Origin of the sequence: Ruegeria sp. EL01 (assembly GCF_900313035.1) — a bacterium.
Classification (GTDB): Bacteria; Pseudomonadota; Alphaproteobacteria; order Rhodobacterales; family Rhodobacteraceae; genus Ruegeria.
Genome location: NZ_OMPS01000046.1, coordinates 476,927 through 494,547, shown reverse-complemented (window position 1 = coordinate 494,547; position 17,621 = coordinate 476,927). Strand labels below are relative to the sequence as shown.

At 55.8% G+C, this 17,621-nt stretch carries 17 protein-coding genes and 1 tRNA gene; 7 read left to right on the top strand and 11 right to left on the bottom strand.

Annotation, left to right across the window (positions count from 1 at the left end; all coding sequences use genetic code 11):
• Positions 1-46 precede the first annotated feature (46 nt).
• Positions 47-123, top strand: a tRNA-Arg gene (locus D9K61_RS22830).
• A gap of 239 nt (positions 124-362) precedes the next feature.
• Here the strand turns inward: D9K61_RS22830 and D9K61_RS22825 are convergent.
• Entirely contained in the window at positions 363-932 is a 570-nt protein-coding gene (locus D9K61_RS22825) for a DUF882 domain-containing protein (RefSeq protein ID WP_120635473.1), read from the bottom strand.
• Between the two features lie 355 nt (positions 933-1,287).
• Here D9K61_RS22825 and D9K61_RS22820 point away from each other — a divergent pair, with 355 nt between their 5' ends.
• From D9K61_RS22820 to D9K61_RS22805, 4 genes are read left to right on the top strand one after another with little or no spacing between them, the layout of a single operon-like run.
• Positions 1,288-2,895, top strand: coding sequence for a L,D-transpeptidase family protein (locus D9K61_RS22820; RefSeq protein WP_120635472.1), 1,608 nt, complete (start codon positions 1,288-1,290; stop codon positions 2,893-2,895).
• 35 nt (positions 2,896-2,930) lie between these two features.
• Complete coding sequence (gene lpxD, locus D9K61_RS22815; RefSeq protein ID WP_120635471.1) at positions 2,931-4,022, top strand: UDP-3-O-(3-hydroxymyristoyl)glucosamine N-acyltransferase; 1,092 nt, start codon at positions 2,931-2,933, stop codon at positions 4,020-4,022.
• 32 nt (positions 4,023-4,054) lie between these two features.
• Positions 4,055-4,312 carry an acyl carrier protein gene (locus D9K61_RS22810; RefSeq protein ID WP_120635470.1) on the top strand — a complete coding sequence of 86 codons (258 nt, stop codon included), beginning with the start codon at positions 4,055-4,057 and terminating at the stop codon, positions 4,310-4,312.
• A 9-nt stretch (positions 4,313-4,321) separates the two neighbouring features.
• Positions 4,322-5,530, top strand: coding sequence for a beta-ketoacyl synthase (locus tag D9K61_RS22805; RefSeq protein ID WP_120635469.1), 1,209 nt, complete (start codon positions 4,322-4,324; stop codon positions 5,528-5,530).
• 60 nt (positions 5,531-5,590) lie between these two features.
• Here D9K61_RS22805 and D9K61_RS22800 read toward each other — a convergent pair whose 3' ends face one another.
• Entirely contained in the window at positions 5,591-6,187 is a 597-nt protein-coding gene (locus D9K61_RS22800) for an invasion associated locus B family protein (RefSeq protein ID WP_120635468.1), read from the bottom strand.
• Between the two features lie 452 nt (positions 6,188-6,639).
• Here D9K61_RS22800 and D9K61_RS22795 point away from each other — a divergent pair, with 452 nt between their 5' ends.
• Positions 6,640-8,187, top strand: a complete 1,548-nt coding sequence (locus D9K61_RS22795; protein WP_120635467.1) for a helicase HerA-like domain-containing protein — start codon at positions 6,640-6,642, stop codon at positions 8,185-8,187.
• Positions 8,188-8,223: 36 nt separating this feature from the next.
• Here the strand turns inward: D9K61_RS22795 and D9K61_RS22790 are convergent, their stop codons facing one another.
• From D9K61_RS22790 to D9K61_RS22755, 8 genes are all read right to left on the bottom strand, one after another.
• Positions 8,224-8,475 carry a hypothetical protein gene (locus D9K61_RS22790; protein ID WP_254055843.1) on the bottom strand — a complete coding sequence of 84 codons (252 nt, stop codon included), beginning with the start codon at positions 8,473-8,475 and terminating at the stop codon, positions 8,224-8,226.
• Between the two features lie 188 nt (positions 8,476-8,663).
• Positions 8,664-9,977, bottom strand: coding sequence for a branched-chain amino acid ABC transporter permease (locus tag D9K61_RS22785; RefSeq protein WP_120635466.1), 1,314 nt, complete (start codon positions 9,975-9,977; stop codon positions 8,664-8,666).
• Positions 9,974-10,984 carry a branched-chain amino acid ABC transporter permease gene (locus D9K61_RS22780; RefSeq protein WP_120635465.1) on the bottom strand — a complete coding sequence of 337 codons (1,011 nt, stop codon included), beginning with the start codon at positions 10,982-10,984 and terminating at the stop codon, positions 9,974-9,976. Before D9K61_RS22780 ends, D9K61_RS22785 begins: the two co-directional genes overlap by 4 nt.
• 183 nt (positions 10,985-11,167) lie before the next feature.
• Positions 11,168-11,497, bottom strand: coding sequence for a hypothetical protein (locus tag D9K61_RS22775; RefSeq protein ID WP_162947001.1), 330 nt, complete (start codon positions 11,495-11,497; stop codon positions 11,168-11,170).
• Between the two features lie 279 nt (positions 11,498-11,776).
• Positions 11,777-12,325 carry a hypothetical protein gene (locus D9K61_RS22770; protein ID WP_120635463.1) on the bottom strand — a complete coding sequence of 183 codons (549 nt, stop codon included), beginning with the start codon at positions 12,323-12,325 and terminating at the stop codon, positions 11,777-11,779.
• A gap of 2 nt (positions 12,326-12,327) precedes the next feature.
• Entirely contained in the window at positions 12,328-13,158 is an 831-nt protein-coding gene (locus D9K61_RS22765) for an ABC transporter ATP-binding protein (protein ID WP_120635462.1), read from the bottom strand.
• A complete protein-coding gene (locus tag D9K61_RS22760) occupies positions 13,155-13,943 on the bottom strand; it encodes an ABC transporter ATP-binding protein (RefSeq protein WP_120635674.1) in 789 nt (262 codons plus the stop codon). The genes D9K61_RS22765 and D9K61_RS22760 overlap by 4 nt, the downstream gene beginning before the upstream one ends.
• Before the next feature lie 127 nt (positions 13,944-14,070).
• Positions 14,071-15,252 carry an ABC transporter substrate-binding protein gene (locus D9K61_RS22755; RefSeq protein WP_120635461.1) on the bottom strand — a complete coding sequence of 394 codons (1,182 nt, stop codon included), beginning with the start codon at positions 15,250-15,252 and terminating at the stop codon, positions 14,071-14,073.
• Between the two features lie 163 nt (positions 15,253-15,415).
• Between D9K61_RS22755 and D9K61_RS22750 the strand changes: the two genes are divergently transcribed.
• The gene (locus D9K61_RS22750) at positions 15,416-16,510 is read left to right on the top strand and encodes a PQQ-dependent sugar dehydrogenase (protein WP_120635460.1); all 1,095 of its coding nucleotides are present in this window, start codon (positions 15,416-15,418) and stop codon (positions 16,508-16,510) included.
• A gap of 4 nt (positions 16,511-16,514) precedes the next feature.
• Here the strand turns inward: D9K61_RS22750 and D9K61_RS22745 are convergent, their stop codons facing one another.
• Positions 16,515-17,519 (bottom strand): GlxA family transcriptional regulator, encoded by a 1,005-nt coding sequence (locus D9K61_RS22745; protein ID WP_120635673.1) that lies wholly within the window; start codon positions 17,517-17,519, stop codon positions 16,515-16,517.
• Positions 17,520-17,621 lie beyond the last annotated feature (102 nt).

The following is a 17,621-nucleotide window of genomic DNA, read 5'->3' as shown; positions in this document are numbered from 1 at the left end:
ATTTGCAGTTGCACCCGGGTCGGAACAAGGTTAGCTAACGGCCAAGGCACCTGTAGCTCAGCTGGATAGAGCGCTGCCCTCCGAAGGCAGAGGCCAGAGGTTCGAATCCTCTCAGGTGCGCCATTTCAAAAAGTAGAGAGTTGAAAAAGCCCGCTAATCCAATCGGTTGAACGCGCTGTTGATCAGCCGTCCCGAAACGTTGTCTTGCGAGTATTGGGAATCGAGATTTTCGCAAACAGAGCACGGGAATATCGTGTTTGCTCTTGGTAGGAGGCGGACGAAACGCGGAGCGTTCACATGCGATTCACGTGTCGCCCAAGGACGAATGAAGACAGAGTACTGAGGTTTAGTCGCGTTCGGGGTTAACCGCGCCAGGAGCGGACAACGCCACAATCCATGTGAACGAAGTTCGAACCGTAGTACTGACCGACGCCGCCAGCGCGGCAAGACATGGCTGCTTTGGCCATCTGAGAAACCGATCTGGAGCCAAGACGCAAATCAGCCGCCTGGCCCTGCATATGCAACGAGTTGCGCGCAACGCGGCGGGACTTTGAACGCAACATGGCGTTGGTCTGGGGCGAGCGATAGCCCGACAACAGCATATACGGCTCATTGGCATCCAAGAGGTTATGCGAGGCGGCCATGATGTCGATTGTGCGCAGGTCCATGGACTTTGCCTGATCGGTGCGCCAGTCACGCATGAAGTGGTTCACTTCCTTGACAGCGTCCTTGATATATTTGCCGTCCACCCAATATATCATATCAATCCGTTCGCCAGTGCGACCGGAGTACATACGGATACGGCGAATATCACCGCCACCGCGAAGAAAACCTGCTGCATTGGAATAGGATGGTGCTGCTGCGACCGCTGTGGCCGCGAATGCGCCCAACAGGGCACGCCGGGTCATTCCCGAGGTACTGCACTTGGTCATTTTAAGGTTCGTCCCGTACTGTTCCTGCCTGCACACGATGTTACGCGCGCGGTGTTAATTTATTCCCATCCCAGATGCGGAATTTATGGCACAATCAGATTCGGCCGCCAAGAAGTCTTTCAGAGGCATCTTTTCAAGGGGGAATTTTCGGCAGTTTTTTGCGCAAATGACACAGTCCGCCACAAAAATTTCTTAATTGGGTGTCGCGCAGCACGCAGCCGATGCAAACGCGCATCATGCGCGAGCAGAAGCTCTGAGGTAAGGAATTTGTGAATAGACAACAGGTCGGTCCAAAAACCATATTTGTTCGACGCAGCAACTTTTGCACAAGCTATTGAATAACCAAGGCCATCTCATGCTCTCTGTTTTTAGAACCAGTACAAGTATTCTGCTGACCGCCTGTTTCGCGGCAACGGCCGCAATGGCCAACACCGCTTCGGACATCGTGCCCGATACCGCATTTCAGATGGCAGTTGCCGAACACACACCGAATTCGGCGGGAATCGCTGAGTTTTACAAAGGCAACGGATTTGCGCCGGTTTGGGTGGGGAATACGCAAGAACATGCCCAGCGTCGGGCTGCTTTGATCAAGGCCTTGTCGGAGATGCAACTGCACGGGTTGCCCGCCGCAGGACATGACGTGCAGGCGTTGATTGACCAGATGCAGCAGGCCCGATCGGTTCGGGATCTGGGCGCGATTGAAGCGGAATTGACCCGGGTTTTTATCGAATACGCAGATGATCTGTACTCGGGGGCTTTGCGCCCGGCCAGCATCGATGGCGGGCTGGTGCGTTCTGTGAAACGGCGCAGTGCCGCAGAGCATCTGCAACAGCTCAATATCCTTGGTGCAGAGTACCTGGACCGTCTTGCGCCTCAGACGCGTCAGTATCGTGCTTTGATGAAGCAAAAAATGGCGTTGGAAGCATTGGTAAGTCAAGGCGGCTGGGGGTCAACGGCCACGGTAACCAAACTAGAATACGGGGATACCGGATCCAGTGTCATCAAGCTGCGCAATCGGCTTGTGGCAATGGGCTACCTTAAGCCAACAGCTAGCCCGGTTTATGACGACGCGGTGTTGGCCGCAGTTCAAGCCTTCCAAACGGCGCATGGTTTGGCCGCCGATGGCGTAGCCGGAAAAGGTACGATAACAGAACTCAACCAGTCTGCCTCGGAACGTTTAAAAGCGGTCTACGTCGCGTTGGAGCGGGAACGCTGGTTACCGCGTGAGCGGGGCACACGCCATATTCTGGTCAATCAAGCTGATTTCTCGGCCAAGATTGTCGATGACGGTCTGGTCACCTTCGAGACCCGTGCTGTGATTGGCAAAAATACGCATGACCGTCGCAGCCCCGAATTCTCGGACGAGATGGAGCATATGGTGATCAACCCGAGTTGGTATGTTCCGCGCTCGATCATCACCAAGGAATACCTGCCGAAGCTGCAATCCAATCCCAACGCAGTTGGCCATATTGAAATCACCGACAGGCGCGGGCGGCAGGTCAATCGCGGAGCGGTAGACTTCACCCAATTCACGGCGCGCAATTTCCCGTTTGCGATGCGTCAGCCGCCCAGCAAACGAAATGCGCTGGGTTTGGTGAAGTTCATGTTCCCCAACAAGCACAACATCTATCTGCATGATACGCCTCAGAAAAGTTTGTTCTCTCGCGAGGTGCGGGCGTTCTCGCATGGCTGTATCCGACTGGCGCAACCGTTTGAGTTTGCCTACGCATTGCTCGCCAAGCAGGAAGAAGATCCCAAGGCGTTTTTCCATCGCGTTCTGGGCACCGGAAGAGAGACCAAGGTCGAGCTGGAGAACCCGGTTCCGGTGCACCTGATCTATCGCACGGCCTATATCGGGCCGAAAGGCGACGTGCAGTATCGCCGCGACGTCTATAAGCGTGATAGCAAGATTTGGCAGGCTCTGCAGAAGGCAGGGGTGGCCCTGCCGGACGTTCAGGGGTAATCACAGGGCGCAACTCCTGCCAAAAGGAAGCCCGCATGCAGTTTACCGTTCAGCAAATCGCCGAAGCCCTTGGGGCTGAGTGTCAGGGCGACACTGGCCTTACGATCATTCGGGCGGCCGAACCGGGTGACGCAGGTCCAACCGATCTGGCGATGGCAATGGCTCCAAAATATGCCGAGGCGCTATCAAACGGCGACGCGCGTGCAGCCGTGTTGTGGGAAGGTGCGGATTGGCAGGCACTGGGGCTGTCTGCAGCGATTTTTGTGCCGCGTCCGCGAATGGCGATGGCTGGGATTACCGCAATGCTGGACCGCGGGCAGGGGATTGAACCCGGGGTTCATCCGTCCGCCGTGATCGACCCGACAGCACAGATTGGCGCGAACGTGTCCATCGGTCCACTGTCCGTTGTGGGCGCGCGTGCTCAAATTGGTGCGGGTGCGGTTATCGGAGCGCACTGCGTCATCGGGTTGGACGCAGTCCTTGGCGAAAACGCCGTTCTGCGCGAAATGGTTAGCATCGGCGCACGTGCCCGGATCGGAGATCGGTTCATCGCCCAACCGGGGGCAAGGATCGGCGGAGACGGGTTCAGCTTTGTGACGCCTGAAGTCTCAGGCGTTGAAAACGTTCGAAAAACAATGGGCGATCAGGGGGGTGCCAAGGCACAGACCTGGCTGCGTATTCATTCTTTGGGTGCTGTTGAGATTGGTGACGATGTCGAAGTTGGGTCCAATTGCACCATCGACAACGGGACGATCCGTAACACATGTATTGGTAATGGCACCAAGCTGGATAATCTTGTGCACGTCGGTCACAACACCCGCGTTGGTCAAGATTGCCTTCTGTGCGGTCAGACGGGTGTTTCCGGATCGGTCGAGATTGGCAACAACGTTGTCTTAGGCGGTCAAACCGGGGTGGTCGACAACATCTTTATTGGCAACGGCGTTATTTCTGGCGGAGGCACCAAGATTCTGTCCAATGTTCCCGCAGGGCGTGTCATCATGGGGTATCCCGGTATCAAGATGGAAAGCCATACGGATATCTACAAGGCGCAGCGCCGTTTGCCTCGGATGGCACGTGACGTTGAGGCGTTGAAAAAGGCTGTTTTCAAACAGCCTCCGAGCGATTAAATCATCCTCAAACCGGCAATCAGGGGATCGACATGAGCATCAGCGACCGCGTCATCGCAATCATTGCAGAGCAGGCCTTGCTGGAGCCTTCGGATGTAACACCCGAAAGCACGCTTGAAGATCTGGGAATCGACAGTATGGGGCTGGTCGAAAGCATTTTTGCCATCGAAGAAGAATTCGACATTTCTGTCCCATTTAACGCAAATGAACCGCAGGCCAACGACTTTGATATTTCGAACGTAGCGGCGATCATTTCAGGGATCGAAAAGCTCGTGTCGGAAAAGGTCTGACGCAAAGTTATGAAACGTGTTGTCATTACCGGCGCGGGCACCATCAACTCGCTGGGCCATTCGGTCCCAGATACGCTTGAAGCCATGCGCGAAGGGCGCTGCGGTATTTCCGAGCTTGAGTTTCGCGATGTCGAACGTCTGACCATCAAGATCGGTGGCCAGGTGCGTGGGTTCGAGGCGGAAGGCCGGTTCAACCGTCAGCAAATGACGCTGTATGACCGGTTCACGCAATTCACGCTGACCGCTGCGAAAGAAGCGATTGAGCAATCCGGGATCGAATTTCACGGTGAAATGGCCGCGAGGTCCGGGGTTGTTTTAGGCACTGCAGGTGGCGGCGTGTCGACCTGGGACGACAATTACCGCTCGGTCTATGAAGACGGCAAAAACCGTGTGCACCCCTTTGTGGTGCCCAAGCTGATGAACAATGCCGCCGCAAGCCATGTGTCCATGGAGCATAATCTCAAGGGGCCGAGCTTTACGGTCTCTACAGCTTGCGCCTCGTCAAACCATGCCATGGCTCTGGCCTTTCAGATGGTGCGCAGCGGAGCTGCTCCGGCCATGATCACCGGTGGCGCTGAATCTATGCTGTGTTTCGGTGGGGTTAAAGCCTGGGAAGGGTTGCGGGTGATGTCCAAGGATGCGTGCCGCCCTTTCAGCGCCAATCGAAACGGAATGGTGCAGGGCGAAGGTGCAGGCATCTTCGTGTTTGAAGAATTCGAGCACGCGCGCGCACGCGGTGCCGAGATTCTGTGCGAGGTTGTTGGGTTCGCCATGTCATCGGATGCGGCGGATATCGTTATGCCCAGCAAACAAGGGGCTTCTCGTGCAATGGCCGGGGCCTTGGCTGATGCTGGATTAAACGCAAGTGATGTAAGTTACATCAACGCCCATGGAACAGGCACGGCAGCAAATGACAAAACCGAATGCGCGGCGGTTGCCGATGTCTTTGGCCCGCACGCAGACGAACTTATGATCTCGTCAACCAAATCGATGCATGGCCACTTGATCGGTGGCACCGGAGCTGTCGAGTTGCTGGCGTGCATTATGGCACTGCGGGACGGTATCATTGCCCCTACGATTGGGTATGAAGAGCCCGATCCTGAGTGTGCGCTGGATGTTGTTCCGAACGAATCACGTGAAGTGAAAGTGGACGTTGCACTGAGCAACGCGTTTGCCTTCGGTGGGCTGAACGCGGTTTTGGCTTTGAAGAAAGTTTGAAACCTGTGAAAGCCACCACCGCCAGGATCGCTAGCGGCGGTGGTTTTGTTTCGAACGGATTTATCTGACGTTGACGTCCAGCCCGTCAAACCCTGCGGTAAAGCCAGACAGGGACATTTCCATTTCCAGGACCTGATCGGGGAAACGGGCAGGAACCAATGAGAATGTCGCTTTGCTGCCAGACTTCATCGCGCTTAGGTCACCCTGGCTTAGGCCCAATTGCGCAACGCACCCCACAGGAACACAGTGATGGTAGTTGTACAGTTTGCGCGGTGCACCGTCGATTGACAGCGCCAGTTGCGCCTGCAGCAGCGTTTCCAGTGGAACGATGACATTCGCCCATGCCACGGCGGCACCGCCTTCGGGCAACTTACCGATGGATACTTCGGCAATTGGCTCACCTTGAGGGCCGTTCAGGACCTGCACGATTGCGCAGGGATCTTCCCCTTCCTCGGCCTTGATGCAGGACACATCCCATTCACCGGATTTCTCTTTGACGAATTGCTCGCCAACGCGCGGACCGGAGTCACCAAGATCCAGCTCGGTGCCGGTCTCAGCGTTAGGTGTTTCTTCAGTGGGTGTCGCTTCCTGCGCACTGACTGCGCCACACATCAGGGCAGCAGCCACGGTGTTAAGCGAGAGGATGTTCTTGATCATGAATGCCTCGAAGTTTTGATGATTGATCTTTTTGTTTCGTCTAGCACCCTAAACACCCGGTGTCAGGCGCTAACCTGTCAGCGGGTCGAGAATTGCACGATTTCTTGCCAAAAGGGTAGAACAACTGTCCCAAAGGACAAGAAAAAGGGAGCCGTTTGCACAGCTCCCTTTCCCGAATTTTTCTCCCCGTCGGACTGGCCGACTTAGTTATGCGCAAACCCTAGGGAAGGGGCGCTCGGCGGTCAACTGCTAACCTGAATTTTTAACATACTCATCAGTTCACTTTAATATCGGAGAGTTGAAAAAAGCCGCGCCCGAAGGCACGGCCAGTCGACAGGGAGGAAGTTTGTCCCCCGCAGCATGCACCGCAAAGAGAACGTCAAGACTATCGCAGTTAAAGGTTAACTTTGTATGCTGGGCATGGATCGGTGAAAACGAAGGCATAAGAACAGATGACAAAAGAATTATTCATAGGCGGTGCGGGGCAGGAATACGGTCAACCACAAGGGTTGTCCCTGAAGTACGCCAATCGTCACGGCTTGATTGCCGGCGCAACAGGCACAGGTAAGACTGTGACACTGCAAATCCTGGCCGAAGGGTTTTCAAAGGCCGGTGTCCCGGTATTTTTGTCTGACGTCAAAGGGGACCTGTCGGGGCTGGCCGTGGCGGGAAGCCAATCCCATAAACTGCATCAGGCGTTTCTGGAACGGGCCGAGCGCATCGGCTTTTCCGATTTCTCTTACGAAGCCTTTCCGGTCACGTTCTGGGATCTTTTCGGTGAGAAGGGCCACCCGGTGCGTACCACCGTTACCGAAATGGGCCCATTGCTGTTGTCACGATTGATGGAATTAAGCGAAGCGCAAGAAGGGATACTGAATATCGCGTTCCGCGTTGCCGATGAAGACGGGATGCCGCTGTTGGATCTCAAAGATCTACAGGCCCTTCTGGTTTGGATTGGTGAGAACCGAACGAAGCTTTCGCTGCGCTACGGCAATGTGTCCACGGCCTCGATCGGGGCGATACAGCGACGGTTGCTGGTGCTGGAAAACCAAGGCGGAACGCGTCTGTTCGGCGAACCCGCGCTGGATCTGGCCGACCTGATGCGGACAGATGAAACCGGGCGCGGGGTGGTCAACATTCTTGCATCAGATCAATTGATGGGATCACCGCGCCTCTACGCAACCTTCTTGCTGTGGCTGCTAAGCGAGCTGTTCGAAGAACTGCCCGAGGTCGGCGATCCTGATAAGCCCAAGTTGGTGTTCTTTTTCGATGAAGCTCATTTGTTGTTTGATGACGCGCCAAAAGTTCTTGTGGACAAGGTCGAGCAGGTCGCGCGTCTTATCCGGTCCAAAGGCGTTGGCGTTTATTTCATCACGCAGAATCCGGCGGATATTCCAGAAGATATCTTGGGTCAGTTGGGAAACCGCGTCCAACACGCATTAAGGGCCTTCACAGCCCGCGACCGCAAGAATTTGCGCTTGGCCGCCGAAACCTATCGCGAAAACCCCGCCTTTGACACCGAGGTCGCAATCCGTGAGGTCGGCGTAGGTGAAGCGGTGACATCGATGCTGCAGAAAAAGGGTGTACCGGGCATTGTCGAGCGTACCTTGATCCGCCCACCGGGGTCGCAGCTGGGTCCGATTTCTGATGCAGAGCGTCAGGCCATATTGGGTGCATCGCCAATGGCGGCCAAGTATGACACTGCTACGGATCGGAAATCCGCATTCGAAATACTCCAAGCCCGGGCGGAAGCGGCTGCAAAGGCTGCAGAACAAGCCGAGTCGGAGGATATGTTGGAACAGCAAAGCCCAATGGAGCGTGAGTACGCCTCGGCCCGTCGGTACTCCGGCAATCGGGTTGGGCGATCCTCCTCGCGTGCGGTGCGCAAGAAGGACACATTTGCATCAGCCATGAGTTCGGCCGTTATCAAAGAACTGAAGGGAACAACCGGTCGTCGGATCGTGCGTGGAATCCTGGGCGGGTTGTTTCGCAGCCGGTGACTGGAAAGGTGGCGCGATACTCCAACGCCGCATCCCTCACTTCAATTGGCGTTGGCCTTCTTGTTTGCAATAAGCGTCAGCTTCCGGCACTGACATTTTGCTGGCCGGAAAATCAATGGCGCGATCCCAGGTAACGCGGTCTGGACGATACAGTTGGCACGTGACCACGCCCTTTGGGGTCTGAACCTTCACCGGAGTTGTTTCCAGATCCTCGGGTGAAGGAATACATGCTGTTAGTGCCGCAAGAACCGGCAACAGCACAGTGGCTTTGGCGAGTGGTGTCATCATGGGATACGTTACTCTTATTAGTGAGTCTCAATGATCGTTACAGATCGGCTAACTGTGTGTGAGTGAGCGCCGACAACAAAGCGTACCAAGTGGCAAGTACGTACTCTCATTTAGTCAGAAAATCGTTAAGAATCAAGAAACCGCGCCGTTTTGCCGGCGCGGTTTCGCTGATTTGTATGGATTTTGACCTATTTCTCGGGGATGAGGCCCCTTGGGCTAAATCTGAGAACAATCAGTAGTACAAGGCCCATGGTGAACAGACGCATATGCGCTGCGCTTGCGATCAGATGCGCCTTAAGCGCGCTGCCGTCCGGAATACCGGAGGTGACCAGGTTCATTATCCACAGGCCCATAGGCTCGACCTGCACCCAAAGGAACCAGATCAGAAAGGCCCCCAATACGGCCCCGAAATTGTTACCCGATCCGCCGACGATCACCATCACCCAGACCAGAAACGTAAAGCGCAACGGGTTATAGGTCCCAGGCGTAAGTTGCCCGTCCAACGTCGTCATCATCGCCCCGGCAATGCCGCAGATCGCCGAACCCAGAACAAAGATCTGAAGATGGCGGCGGGTGACATCCTTGCCCATCGCCTCAGCTGCAACCTCGTTGTCACGAATGGCGCGCATCATGCGACCCCACGGGCTTTTGAGCGCCATCTGCGCCATCCAGAGCAAGGCGAGCAACACAATCATGAACAGCAGCGAATAGCCCAGCTTCACGGACAGTGTGGACGCAATGACCGGATCCAGACCAAACCAGTCAGCGCGTGCGATAAAGCTGGGGTCGTTTTGCAGTTCGACCTCATATCCGACCACGGGGGCCGGCCGGGGAATGCCGTAGACATTCTTGACACCGCGCGCCAACCAGTCCTCGTTCTTCATGATCGCGATGACAATCTCGGCGATGCCCAATGTGGCAATCGCCAGATAGTCTGAACGCAGACCCAGGGCCGTCTTGCCAATCAACCACGCTGCCCCTGCTGCCAGCAATCCTCCTGCGGGCCAGGCCAATAGTACAGGCAAGTTCAAACCACCGATATTTCCGGCAACCGCCGGGTTGATGGCTTCGATTGCGACCGCGTTGGGATCAAAAACCGCGCGATAGACAAAGAAACCGATGACAAGAATGGCGACGATGACCAGAGTCTGCAATCGTCCTTTGGGCATTCTCTGCGCAACCAGTACAGCGGCAACAACGGTTACGGCCCCCAGCAAAAGGGCCAACACAACACCGTAGCCACCTTCCGACCACGCTCCCGGAGTTGGAGGTGTCGACACCAATACAACCGCCAGTCCGCCCAGCGCCACGAAACCCATGACACCAACGTTGAACAAGCCCGCAAAACCCCATTGCAGGTTCACGCCAATCGACATGATGGCCGAGATCAGGCCCATGTTCAAGATCAGGATTGCGGAATTCCAGCTTTGCGTGAATCCGGTCAGAAGGATCAGGCCCCCAACAACGGCGAAAAGCAGCGTGTTTTTGACTGTCTCGGTCATACCGCTTTTCCTTTGAACAGGCCTGTGGGCTTAAACAGAAGCACGATCAGCAAGATGACAAAGCTGACGGCGAATTTGTAGTCGGTGGACAGAAGCTGCACCAATCCCGAAGGTTCCAGATTTTCTGGGGCGATATATGTCAGCACCTTTTTCCAGGCGTAGGTGATCGTGACCTCGGAAAAGGCGATGACGAAGCCACCGGCAATGGCACCAAGCGGGCTGCCTAAACCGCCGACAATGGCCGAAGCAAAGATCGGCAGCAGCAGCTGGAAATAGACAAACGGCTTAAAACTCTTGTCGAGGCCATAAAGCACACCGGCAGTTGTCGCCAGAGCCGCCACGAGGATCCAGGTGATCATCACCACGCGTTCCGGATTGATCCCTGACAGCAGCGCCAGATCCTCATTATCGGAATAGGCGCGCATGGATTTTCCGGTGCGGGTCTTGTTGAGAAACCAGAACAGCAATGCCACAGCGACAACAGCCACGATCACGGTGATCCCCTGAGACGTCTTGATCGCGAGCCCCTCGCGCAACCCCGTCATGGCCTTGAAATCACGCGCAGAAATAAGGAACCTTGCACCGTCCGAAAACCTTTGATCGTCGGGGCCGATGATAAGCCGGACCAAGCCGTTCATGATGAACATCACACCCATCGACACGATCACAAGTATGACCGGTTTGGCTCTTTGCGCTCGGTAAAAGCGATAGACGAACCGGTCGGTGATCAGCACCAACAGGATGCATCCCAAGATCGCAAAGGGCAGGGCAAGAAGGGCGGTCGGCAATGGGCCAAAGCTGATACCGACAGCTTGCATGCCCCAGGTCACCAACACGGCGATCATTGCGCCAAAGGCCATCGTATCGCCATGGGCAAAGTTGGAAAACCGCAGGATGCCATAGATCAACGTGACCCCAAGCGCGCCCAGTGCCAACTGACTGCCATATGCAATCGCGGGCACGATCACAAAGTTCGAAAGCGCAACAAGCGCGTTTAGTAGGTCCATCAATTCTTCTCACTGTCCGGGTGCGGCTTTATGGCATAGCGACGTGAGAAGACACAACATTTTGTGGTCTGTTTTTTGGCTTTACGACGCTGAAAAACAAGGTTTTGGATAGATACGTTGCCGTTTCATCTCATGCGGGAAATACGATGTCTGGCGGACACGACCGCCAGACACAGTTACCGCCTAAGCGTCGACCTGGATGCAGGTGCCGCGGTCGGTTCCAACATGGGGACCCTTGATCGAGAGGTCGTAGGTCATGTCCTCGGTATGGATTACGAAGGTCACCACATCGCCGCCTTCGATGTGAAGAAAGGTCATGTTGCCAACGCCTTTCAAGATAGTGGCATCGCCTTCGATATTCTGTGTGGCGATGCGACCCTTGTCACCTTCAGCAGTTTGGTTCAGGCGAGTTTCGCTTCCATCGCGATCTGACACGCAGACGAAGTGGCGTTCTTCTGCCGCTGCAGCCGTGGCGAGCAGGGTGGTCACGGCCACGCACATCCATTTTTTCATTGTTTGGTCCTGAATAGAGTTTTTCATTCAGAAGGTTCGCTGATTTCACGGAACCAAATCTGTTTGTCCGGGAAACCGTTTCCTTCACAGCGCCCGGCGCTAAACGCACAATGTGACCGGATTGCAGCGGAGGCGTGGAAATCTTGGGATGACAGGTGAGTTTCTAAGGGCGTTTGATGCTGAGAACTGTCAGCTGGTCCTGTTGGAATAGGCGGTCAAGTGGTCGTTGGAACCAGGGCGACGTTAGAGAGCGCCACATGGGGGTCAAGGAAATCCATCCTACTTACCATACTCCGGACAGATCATCTTGATTGTTTCAAACCTCGCTTCGGCGCTATTCCGTTTTGTATACAGCCTAAACCAAAAGTTCCGATTCTCCCAAAGATCAACAACCTCGCCGTCGTTGCTTGCGTCCGCTTCGAACACAAAAGCATATGACTGTTCGTCGTATGGTGAGAGCTGCTTGCCATAGAGCCAATCATCCAATCTGAATTCCATTGCTTCACCTGAAACGAAATCGAACTTGAACCAAATCGGGAGAGGGACAGGCACTCTCGAATAGCGCGCAAAGTCGACCCAAGCGATTTCATCCACTCTCTCAATAAGGTCGTATGGATTGGTCCCATTTTGCTCATTTGTTGGTGCCATGAAGACCGTCGTTATAACGATCAGCTCGCTTTTTTCGCGCGTCATTTTGCAGAGCTTTTGAGCGTCACATCTTTCAACAATTACACAATCATATTTCTCGAGCCCGCTCACAGGTCCAATAAATGCCATAGCTGTCCGGGGCAGAACGCTCAGAATCAGCGAGAAAATTGCCTTAATCATCCTCACCCCCCCAAGAAACTCTTCCGAACCTCCGGGTCCGCCAGCAATTCTTTTCCCGTACCGGAGTAAGCGTTGCGCCCCTGAACCAGCACATACCCCTTATCAGCGATCTCCAGCGCCTGACGGGCGTTTTGTTCAACCATCAGGATCGGCAGCCCGGTGCGTGACACCTCGATGATCCGGTCGAACAGTTCGTCCATCACGATGGGTGAGACACCAGCCGTCGGCTCGTCCAGCATCAGCACTTTGGGCTGGGTCATCAGTGCGCGGCCGACGGCGACCTGTTGGCGTTGACCACCCGACAGCTCTCCGGCCGCCTGGTTGCGTTTGTCGCGCAGGATTGGGAACAGCTCAAACACCTGCTCCATCGTCTCAGAAATGTCGTCACGACGGATGAATGCACCCATCTCGAGGTTTTCCTCGACCGTCATAGAGGTAAAGATGTTCTGCGTCTGAGGCACAAACCCCATCCCCCGGATCACACGATCTTGTGGGGTAAGGTTGGTGATATCCTCGCCATCCAACCGCACCGAGCCGGCGCGAACGTCCAGCATCCCGAATACGGCCTTCATTGCGGTGGACTTACCCGCGCCGTTGGGGCCGACGATCACGGCAATCTCGCCCTTGTCGACAGAGATCGTGCAATCGTGCAGGATATCCGGTCCTTTGCCATAACCACCGGTCATGGTGTCGCCAATCAGGAAAGGACCACCTTCGACCTTGGAGACGGGTCCGCTTTTCGTGTGGGCGGGCGTCAATGTGCCGATTCCGGCGGTGTTCGTGATCGAGGCGTCCTTGTTGCCGTGATCGTCCTGGTATGGGTTGTCGCTCATGCGCCAGCTTCCAGCTTGTCTTTGTTTTTCAGGCCGGTGCCCAGATAGGCCTCAATCACATGCTCATTGGCTTTGATCTCGTCCAGTGTGCCCTGCGCCAGCACCTTGCCCTCGGCCATACAAATGACCGGGTCGCAGATCTTGCCGATGAAATCCATGTCGTGTTCGATCACGACGAATGTATATCCGCGTTCTTTGTTCAGGCGCAGGATCGTGTCGGCGATGGTCATCAGCAGAGTGCGGTTCACGCCGGCGCCAACTTCGTCCAGAAACACAATCTTGGCGTCGACCATCATGGTACGGCCAAGTTCAAGCAGTTTCTTCTGCCCGCCCGAGACCTGACCGGCCTTGTGATCAGCCAGATGCTCGATTGTCAGAAACTCCAGAACCTCATCGGCGTGTGCCGCGAGCGCACGCTCTTCATCCGCGATCCGTTTGCGTCCGAACCAGGTGTTCCACAGAGATTCCCCGGATTGAGTGCCGGGCACCATCATCAGGTTTTCGCGGCAGGTCATCGACGAAAACTCGTGCGCGATTTGAAAGGTGCGCAGTAGGCCCTTGTGAAACAGATCATGTGGGGGCAGGCCGGTGATATCTTCACCATCCATGAACACCCTGCCGCTGGTGGGTGGCAAAACCCCGGCGATGACATTGAACAGAGTGGTTTTTCCGGCCCCGTTTGGCCCGATCAGGCCAGTGATCGACCCTTGTTCGATTTCCAGCGATGCCCCATCCACCGCGTGAAAACCGCCGAAATGCTTGTGCACGTCTTCGACGACGATCATCGTTTCCCCTAGCCGCCCTGTTCGGCGTTCTTGTTGTCCCATCCCCAAAAAGAGGTGCGATCTTTTGTCATTGAAACAGCCCGGACACAAGGCCCGGGCTGCTTGGTTTCATACTGTTAACGCTGGATCAACGGAAGTTGACGGTTTTGTTTTCGCCGTCGGTCACTTCGATCTCGCGGTAGGAGCCTGCGCTTTCACCGGGGCCGATCAGTTCAACACCCGAAGCTCCGACATAGTCGATCTCCTCGCCCGCAGCCAAAAGCTCCAGACCTTTGGCCAGTTCACCCGGATAAATCTTTTCACCCGGCGCGTTGGCGACATCCATGACTTTGGATGCATAATCTGCCGGGCTTGTAGACCCGGCGGCCTGCATAGCCAGCATGAACAGCGCTGCCGCGTCATAGGATTCAGGCGAATACGGGGATGAGCCGTCAAAGCCTGCTGCCTCGGACAGGGCAAAGTACTTTTCAGCACCTTCGCCGCCTGAACCCGCGATCTGACCGAACGATCCGTTCAGGTCCGCGCCCACATTGGAAGGCAGCGAGTCACCGATCATGCCACCGGGCAGACCGAACGTGTCAAACGCGCCGCTGTCCAGCGACGATTGGATGATACCCAGACCGCCTTGGTCAAGATAGCCCGCAACGACCAGAATGTCGCCTCCGGCCGAGGCCAGCGCGCCAACTTCAGCCGAGTAGTCCGCTTTGCCGTCTTCATGCGCCGCGACGATGGTCACTTCGCCACCGACAGCTTCGAACGAAGACTGGATCGCGTCTGCCAGACCTTTGCCATAGTCGTTATTTGTGTAGGTCAGAGCGATCGAATTGATGCCACGATCCTGCAGGATGTCCGCCATCACCTGACCTTCCCGCGCATCCGAAGGTGCGGTGCGGAAAAACAGGCCGTTGTCTTCCATGGTCGACAGACCGGGTGAGGTTGCAGAAGGCGAGATCATCACCATGCCATTCGGAATTGCGACATTCTGCAAAATCGCGCCTGTCACGCCCGAGCAATCCCCACCGATGATGCCAGCAACACCGTCGGCAATCATGCGTTCGCCGTTCGATGTGGACAGGCCATTGTCGATGCAGCCGGTGTCAGCGCGCATACCAACGACGGTGGCGCCATCAAGCAGTTTGCCCGATTCTGTAACTTCGGCGATGGCCATTTCCGCACCGGATCCCATGGCGGGGGCGAGCGATTCAATAGGCCCTGTAAAGCCCACCAGAATGCCCAGTTTAACGTCGTCGGCCATCGCGGCACCAGCCAGCAATGCGGTTGCTGCGGTTGCAGTAAGCAGCTTTTTCATATGGTTACTCCCTGATTTTATCTTCATTCTGGGCACGACCCTAGGCAAGCTGTTCAAAAAAGAAAAGTCCTAACGAAAAAGTGCTTTTGCATACATTAATTCTATTTGTTTTGTTGGTGCTGCCGGGCTTTGGCGGCGGCTCAATACTTGATGGAGGGCGAAGATGATCCGGCTTGTTGCGATTCTCATTTTGACTTGGGTGACCGGTACGTCCCATGCGGACACGCTGCAAACGGCCTCTGGCCCAGTCCGCATCACGCACATGCTGCAAGGTCTGGACACGCCGTGGGCGGTGGGCATCCTGCCGGATGGCAGTTTCCTGGTCACGGAACGCGATGGCGACCTGCTGTTCGTCAGCAACGGAACGACTCAGCGTGTATCCGGCGTGCCCAAGGTTGCTGCATCGGGGCAGGGTGGTTTGCTAGATGTCACTGTCGCAAAGGACTTCAGCCAGAGCCGAGAGGTGTTTCTGACGTTCTCCAAACCGCAAGCGGATGGGGCCGGAACTGCGGTAGCCGTAGCGCGATTGTCCGAGAATGGGCAACGTCTGACAAATCTGCGCATCATATTCGAGGCCATGCCCGGTGGATCGGGGGGACGGCATTTTGGATCGCGCGTGGTCGAAGCCAGCGACGGCACATTGTTCGTAACACTTGGTGACCGGGGCGACAGGCCGTCTGCGCAGGACAGATCAACCCACATGGGCTCGGTCGTTCGGATCACGCGTGACGGTTCTGTGCCCGCTGACAATCCGTTTCTCGGCCAAGATGAAATCCGTCCTGAAATCTGGTCTTTTGGTCATAGAAACCCGCAGGGTGCCGGATTGGATTTAGACGGACAGCTTTGGGTATCCGAGCACGGCGCGAAGGGCGGAGATGAGGTCAACCAAATCCGCAAAGGGTCAAATTACGGGTGGCCGGTGATCTCTTACGGCACCCACTATTCCGGCGAAAAGATCGGCGAAGGAACATCGCAACCGGGGCTGGAACAGCCTGAACACTACTGGGACCCGTCCATCGCGCCATCAGGGTTGCTGGTCTATTCCGGTAAGCTTTGGCCCCAGTGGACTGGCGACATTTTTGTCGGCTCGCTCAAGTTCGACTATATCGCGCGCCTGGCCGGATCGCCGCTGCGCGAGGTTGAACAGATCACGGGTCCGGAAACCGAGCGTGTGCGTGACATCGTCGAAGCTCCGGATGGGTCGATCTGGTTCATATCAGTCGGGCAGGGCGCCGTGTATCGCATGACACCTGGCTGAGACTTCAGACTGACAAACGCCCGCTTTGCGTTCCACGTTCGCGGTACGGCGTGGTGTTGTAATGCGCCCTGTAGCATTTCGAGAAATGGCTGGGCGAGGCAAAGCCGCAGGCAAGGGCCACGTTGATCACGCTCATATCCGTCTGCATCAGCAGGTTGCGCGCCTTATGCAACCGCAGCTCCATATAGTATCGTTTGGGCGAACGGCTGAGGTACCGACGGAACAGCCGCTCGAGCTGTCGGGTGGACATGCCGACATCCTTGGCCAGGATCGAAGGCGAGATCGGCTCTTCGATGTTCTTTTCCATCATCAGGATAACCTGGCTAAGCTTGGGGTGGCGCACCCCGATGCGCGTCGGCGTTGACAGACGTTGTGTGTCCTGATCCGTGCGGATGGAGGAATAAATCATCTGATCTGCGACCGCGTTGGCAAGATCCTCTCCAAAATCATCCGCAATCAGTTTTAGCATCAGATCAATCGAAGATGTGCCACCGGCTGTGGTCATGCGGTTACCGTCGATCAGAAACACCGATTTGGTCAGCTCAACGCTGTCGAATTCCTCGGCAAAACTGTCCGAGTTTTCCCAATGGATTGTCGCGCGTTTGCCATCCAGCAACCCGGCTTTCGCCAATGTATAGGCCGCAGTGCATAGTCCACCAATCTTCAGCCCCTTGCGCGCTTCACGACGCAACCAGTTCAATACGCGTTTGGTGGTCGCGGCCTGAACGTCCACGCCACCGCAGACCATAATGATCTGGTCGCGCTGCAGCTCACCCAGATCCGAATCCAAGTTGAATGTGGTTCCGGATGAACAGGAAACGGTTTCCCCGCCTTCGCCTGCCAGGGTCCAGGTGTATATGGTGCGATCGGCCATGCGGTTGGCGATGCGCAGGCTGTCCAAAGCAGACGCAAAAGACAGCAACGAGAACTTGTCCAACAGGACAAAGACAAAATTGACCGGTTTATCCGTGCGGGCGTCCACAGTGACAACTTGGCGTTGCTCTTGCATGGCGATTGTCCTTGAATTGGCGACGGCTGCACCCACGTCGCGGCTGATTTGCCAGACACCATGCTCAAAGCTTCTTTACCGCGTCAAGGGGTGCAAATCGGA